Below are 6,156 nucleotides of genomic sequence, written 5' to 3'. Positions count from 1 at the left end.
GCATCCCCCACAAATTCATGGCCTCATCTTGCGTCGGATCAGGGGCGAGGATGTATCTGTCGCGGTGGCTGGTGTCGTCGCGACGGGGGATTGCACCGTGGCTGCCGGCGAGCTTCTGCCACAAGGCGTCGCTGGGATGTGGCAGCCACAGGTGCATGTCGTGATGAGTGGACAAGCTTGCAGCAGCTCGATGTCGGTGCAGCGAGGCGGGTGTGCCCAAACAATGACAGTCGTGCGGGCAGGTCGGCCGGCGCTTCGCACAGGTTCGATCCTGTACCTCCCACCGAGGTCAGCGGGGGTCTGCGGAGGCCCTGGGTCGCGCGGGGGGCACTGCGGCCAGCAGGGCACGGGTGTAGTCCTGTTCAGGCGCCGCGAAGAGTTCCGCGGCGGGCCGGTATTCAACGACGGCGCCCACCCGCATGACCATGACGTCGTGGCTCATCCGTCGCACCACGGCGAGATTGTGTGTGATGAACAAGTAGGTGAGATTGTGGTCGAGCTGCAATTGTGAAAGCAGATCCAAGATGTTCGCCTGCGCCGAAACATCAAGCGAGGCAGTCGATTCGTCGAGGATGAGCAATTCCGGTTGCACCGCGAGTGCTCGTGCGATGCTCACACGTTGGCGTTGGCCGCCAGAAAGCTCATGAGGATATCGCGACGCGAAATCGGCTGGCAGACCGACCAGCCCGAGTAGCTCTGCCACGCGCTCTCGCCGTTGGCGTTTCCCCTTCGCGAGCTGATGAACGTAGAGCGGTTCGGCGACGGCAGCCCCGACTCGCGCGCGTGGGTCGAGCGACGCGAACGGGTCTTGCATCACCAGGCTGATACGTCTGCGCAGCGCCCTCTCGTCGGCGCGCCGGACGGTGAACACGTCGGTGCCGGCCAGCGACGCGGAGCCGGCGTGGGGCTTGACCAGGCCGGTCAGCGCCGCCGCGACCGTCGATTTTCCCGAGCTCGATTCGCCCACCAGGCCCAGCGTCGTTGCGCGTCGGATCTCAAACGACAGATCTCTGACGGCATGGACGACCGTGCTGCCGACCGGCCCGGTAACCGAATACCGCACGTCGAGTCCGCTGACCTTCAGCAGCACCGGCGCGTCCTCATGAGGCGGAGCAACATCGCCGTCGATGCGCGGACTCGCCTCGAGCAGCTCACGAGTGTAGGGGTGCTGCGGGCGATCGAACACATCGAGAACCGGTGCCTGCTCCACCGCTTCGCCGTTGTGCAGCACCGTCACGCTATCGGCAACCTGACCGATCACCCCCAGGTCATGGCTCACCCAAACCACCGCGGCCCCGAAGTCGCGCTGTAGCTGCCTGACCAGCTCGATGATCTGAGCTTGCGTCGTCACGTCCAGCGCCGTCGTCGGCTCGTCGGCGATCAGTAGTTCCGGGTCGCACGCCAACGCGATCGCGATCATGACCCGTTGTCGCTGTCCACCGGAAAGCTGATGCGGGTAGTTGTTCACGCGGTCCGCGGGGTCGGGCAAACCGACTGCATCCAGCAGCTCCAGCGCCCGTGCCCGCGCTGACCGTCGGGTGAGTCCGCGGTGGGCTTCGAGCGACTCGGAGATCTGTCGCTCCAACGTGAGCAGTGGGTTCAATGATGTCCCCGGATCCTGGAACACGAACCCGATCCGGCCGCCGTGGACAGTGCGAAGCACGCGCCCCGACGCACCCACGAGTTGGACAGGCGCAGAACCGGCTTCGCCCATAAGCACACTCGATCCGGTCACCTCGGCTCCGGGAGCATCCAGCAAGCCGGTCGCGGCCAGCACGGTCATCGACTTTCCCGATCCGGACTCGCCGACGATGCCGAGGGTCTGCCCGTGCTTCACTTCGAGAGAGATGCCGCGCAGGATCTCGCGTGCGCCGATACGGACTCGCAGATCGCGGGTGGAGAGTGCTACTTTCCTCATCGCTTCCTTCGTGCGTCGAGCAGTGTGCGCTGCTTCGGGTCGAGTACGTCGCGTAGTCCGTCGCCCAGCAAGTTGAACGCCAGCGCTGTCACGAATATCGCCAATCCGGGGAACACGCTCATCCACCACGCCAGATGCACGAAGCCTTGCGCGTCGAAAAGCATCCGCCCCCAGGACGGCTCGGGCGGCTGGAGGCCGAGCCCCAAAAACGACAACGCCGCCTCCGACAGGATCGCGAACGCCAGCGACAGCGAGGTCTGCACAATCACGGGACTGGCGATGTTCGGCAGGATGTGACGCCGGAGGATGAGAACGTTTCCCGTTCCGAGCGTGCGCGAGACCGCCACGAATGGTTCGATGCGCACGCTCAGCGTGCTGGCGCGTGCCACCCTGGCGAATATCGGCGTGTAGACGATTCCGATCGCAAGGATGGTGGTCGTCGAGCCTGGGCTGAGCACCGCCACGATGGCCAGGGCGAGCAAGAGCACCGGGAACGCGAACATGACGTCGATGACGCGCATCACCACCGTGTCGAGCCAACCTCCCCGATAACCGGCGACAGCGCCGAGCGTCACACCCACGAAGAAGGCGAACGTCACGCTGGCCGCCGCGACCTCGAGCGAGGCGTGCGCCCCAACCAGAACTCGCGAGAAGATGTCGCGGCCGAGTTCGTCAGTGCCGAAAAGGTGTGCGCCGCTGGGCGGTTGCAGCGCGTTCGGCACATCGATCTTGTTGACGCCGTACGGCGCGATCCTGTCGGCGGTGAGCGCGGCCAGGACAATGACAGCGAGAATGACCGCGCTGATCAGGGTCAGCGGGTTGCGCAGCGCCAGCCGCCACGACGCGCGCCGGTCGTAGGTGTCGACGGTCATGACAGCCGGATCCTCGGGTCAGCAACCGAATAGAGTACGTCGACGATCAGGTTGATGAGGAGAAACAGCGTGGCGATGAGTAGCACCGCACCCTGGATCAGTGAGTAATCCCTGGCTGCCACTGCGGTATAGACCAGCCGGCCCAGGCCCGGCCAGGCGAAAACCACCTCGACGACGATGACGCCACCGAGGATCGTCGCGAGCTGGATCCCGGTGATCGTCAACACTGGGATCAGCGCGTTGCGCAGGATGTGCCGAATTGTCACCACCCTGGGTGGCAACCCTTTCGACCGCGCTGTGTGCACATAGCCCATCGAGGCGACGTCGAGCACGGCGGAGCGGATGTAGCGAGTCATGATCGCCGCAGCGACGAGCCCGACGGTGGAGCCAGGCAGGGTGACATGGCGGAGCCACCCCGTCGGGTCTCCGATCAGCGGCGCATAACCCGAGGTGGGCAGCCAGCGCAGCGTCGTCGCGAACAGCTCGATGAGCAGGATGCCCATCCAGAAGTCGGGGATGGAAACGCCGAACTGGGTCGCGACCCGCACGATCGCGTCCGAGGCCCGGCCCTGATGAAGTGCCGCCCAGGTCCCGGCAGGCACCGAGATCAGCAAAGCGATGACAATCGCAGCCGCCGCGAGCGACAGCGTGGCCGGCAGCCGGTCGAGCAGGGTCACCGTCACGGGTTCGCCATTGCGAAAGCTCACGCCGAGGTTGCCGCTCAGTGCTGAGCCGACGTAGCCGACGAACTGCTCGACGATCGGGCGGTCCAGCCCACTCGCCGACCTCAGCGCCCGGTAGGCCTCTGGGGAGTAGCGGGTGCCCAGCGCGATGCGGACCGGATCGCCCGGCACCAGATGCACCAAAGCGAAGACCACGACAAGCACCCCCAAAAGTACGACAAGGGAATACAGCAGCCTGCGCGCCAGGAAGCGAAAGACCCTCACTCAGTTCAACTTCGCTGTGCCGAATCGGACGGCCCCGTCGCGGCGCACGTCATATCCCGATAGACGTTTGTTCCAGGCCTGGATCACTGAAGGGTTGTACAAGTAGAGGTAGCTCACCTGGTCGGCGATGATCGTCGCGGCCTTCGTGTAATCGTCCAAGCGTTTCTCCCGGTTGGTTTCGACGCGGCCCGCATCGAGCAGGGCGTCGACTTGCGGGTTGGAGAATTTCTGGGCGTTGCTCTTGCCCCCGGTGTGGTGTTGCGCGTAGTAGAAGTCATTGGGATCGATGTTGCCGAGCCAGCCCATCATGAGCATGTCGAAGTGCCCGTTGTTCTGCTCGTCGAGCCAGGTGGCGAAGTCGACGGTGCGGATCTTCACCGTGATGCCAAGCGGCGCAAGGTTGTCCGTGACGATCTGGGCTGCCGTCACCGTCTCTGGATAGTCGCTCGTCGCCAGCAGATCCATTGTCAGGTCCTTTACCCCGGCCTGACCGAGCAGCGTTTTCGCGGTCTCCAGGTTGCGTGAGTAGCGCTGGTAGTCGACGTACCAGGGGTTACCTTTCGGGATCGCCAGCTGATTCGCTACCGCGGTGCCGTAACTGGTGGCCTGCACTATCGCCTGCCGGTCGATTCCGTAGGCGACCGCTTGGCGCACCCGCACGTCGTTCCACGGTTTGCGTGCCTCGTTCAGTGCTTGGTACCAGTAGTCGTTGCTCGGCGTCACCCCGAGTGTGATCGAGTCGTCGCCCCTCAGTTCATCGACGCGTTGAGTGGGAACGGAATCCGTCCAGTCGATTTCGCCGGCCTGCAGTGCAGACAGCGCGGTCGATGCTTCAGGGATGAAGCGGAATGTCACACCCGAGACCACCGGAGCAGGTCCCCAGTAGTTCTTGTTGGCGACCAGCGAGACGGAATCACCGCTTGTCGCACTCTTGAACGCGAACGGCCCGGTGCCGATCGGGTGGGTGGCAATGGCGCCGCTCTCGACGTTTTTCCGTTGCACGATGGCCATTCCCTTGAACCCGCCGATGTCGACCAGCAGATTGGGCGTGGGCTGCTTCACCCTGATCACGACGGTCGCGGGGTCAGGCGCGCTGATATCGGTGACGGCGTTGAAGCGGTAGGCGGGGGCGAGTTGTTGGTCGATGATGCGCCGGTATGAGTACACGACGTCGTTTGCCGAGAATGGGCTGCCGTCTTGGAATGTGACGCCGGTGCGGAGGTGGAAGGTCCAGGTGAGCTGGTCGTCGCTGATGTCCCAGGACTTGGCAAGTGCAGGGCGCATCTCGAGGTTTTCGTCCGGCTCGACGAGCGTGTCGAAGACGTTCTCGAGTATCTCGAACGAAAAGTGGGCGCTGGTCTTTTGCGGGTCAAGTTGGTCGGGCTCGCCCGCTATCGCCGCAACGAGGGTTCCCGATGCGGCGTCCCCCAGGTCCACCCGTTGACCGGTGGAACAGCCGCTGAGGATGACCACGACGACCACAGCGAGCACGAGCGCGTGTCGTCTCATTGGGGCTCCCGCGTCGGATTGGCAATGTCACCGTATAAGCCGCGGGCGCTCTTCCATTGCCGATCGGCACGTTCGGCCGATTTCCCGACGCCTAACTCACGCTAAGACGACGCGCAGTCGCTCCCAGCCGCGGAGGCTCACATCAAGGCCGCCGATTTCTTCGACGTCGCCCAGTTCCCGACCGCGACATTCGTATCCACCGCAGTGCGGGCCGACGGGGACGACTACGTGCTCGACGGCGATTTCACCCTCAAGGGCGTCACCAAGCCTGTCGCGTTGACGCTGGTGTTCAACGGCGTCAACCCCGGCATGGGACGCAGCGAAGTCGCCGGGTTCGACGCCTCGGTTGTGCTAAGCCGCAAGGACTTCGGAGCGGGCGCCGAGCTGCCACTCGACGGCGGTGGCACCATGGTGGGCGACAAGGTCACGATCACGCTGGCGCTCGAGGCCCTCAAGCAGGCCTGGCCAGAGGCGCGGACGGAAGGACGAGATGGAAACCTGGGATGCGATCCGTGCGCGGCGCAATGTCCGGCAGTACAGGCCCGAGCCGGTCTCAGAAGCCGACCTGGACCGTATCGCTGAGGCCGGCTGGCGGGCGCCGTCGGCGAAGAACCGTCAGGCATGGGACTTCGTCATCGTCACGGATAAGGCTCAGCTGCAGGAACTTTCGACGGTTTGGCAGGGCGCCGGTCACATCGCGGGGGCAGCGGCCGCCATCGCCTTCGTCCTGCCGGAACCGCCGAGTGAACGCCGCAAGGTGACCGACCAGTACGACGTCGGCCAGGCCACCATGGCGATGATGATCGCGGCCACCGACCTCGGCATCGGCACCGGGCATTCGTCGGTGGGGGATCAGGACAAAGCCCGCGCCATCCTGGGCGTCCCGGACGGCTATGAGGTGGCCTACCTG

At 64.7% G+C, this 6,156-nt stretch carries 5 protein-coding genes and 2 pseudogenes; 2 read left to right on the top strand and 5 right to left on the bottom strand.

Going from position 1 to position 6,156, the window contains the following annotated elements; all coding sequences use genetic code 11:
• From VNW74_RS30060 to VNW74_RS30040, 5 genes and pseudogenes are all read right to left on the bottom strand, one after another.
• Positions 1-257, bottom strand: a pseudogene (locus tag VNW74_RS30060) (exodeoxyribonuclease V subunit gamma); the annotation flags it as partial.
• 32 nt (positions 258-289) lie between these two features.
• Complete coding sequence (locus VNW74_RS30055) at positions 290-1,918, bottom strand: ABC transporter ATP-binding protein (protein WP_325683718.1); 1,629 nt, start codon at positions 1,916-1,918, stop codon at positions 290-292.
• Positions 1,915-2,790 (bottom strand): ABC transporter permease, encoded by an 876-nt coding sequence (locus tag VNW74_RS30050; protein ID WP_325683716.1) that lies wholly within the window; start codon positions 2,788-2,790, stop codon positions 1,915-1,917. The genes VNW74_RS30055 and VNW74_RS30050 overlap by 4 nt, the downstream gene beginning before the upstream one ends.
• On the bottom strand, positions 2,787-3,737 hold the full coding sequence (locus VNW74_RS30045) for an ABC transporter permease (protein WP_325683714.1): 951 nt from the start codon (positions 3,735-3,737) through the stop codon (positions 2,787-2,789). The genes VNW74_RS30050 and VNW74_RS30045 overlap by 4 nt, the downstream gene beginning before the upstream one ends.
• On the bottom strand, positions 3,738-5,246 hold the full coding sequence (locus VNW74_RS30040; RefSeq protein WP_325683712.1) for an ABC transporter substrate-binding protein: 1,509 nt from the start codon (positions 5,244-5,246) through the stop codon (positions 3,738-3,740).
• Positions 5,247-5,378: 132 nt separating this feature from the next.
• Between VNW74_RS30040 and VNW74_RS30035 the strand changes: the two are divergent.
• A pseudogene (locus VNW74_RS30035) lies at positions 5,379-5,708 on the top strand (YceI family protein); the annotation flags it as partial.
• Positions 5,709-5,736: 28 nt separating this feature from the next.
• A partial coding sequence (locus tag VNW74_RS30030; protein WP_325683710.1) for a nitroreductase family protein occupies positions 5,737-6,156 on the top strand: 420 nt, incomplete at its 3' end.

The sequence above is a fragment of the Mycobacterium sp. genome (genome assembly GCF_035570115.1).
Classification (GTDB): Bacteria; Actinomycetota; Actinomycetes; order Mycobacteriales; family Mycobacteriaceae; genus Mycobacterium.
This window is presented reverse-complemented; position numbering and strand designations above follow the sequence as displayed.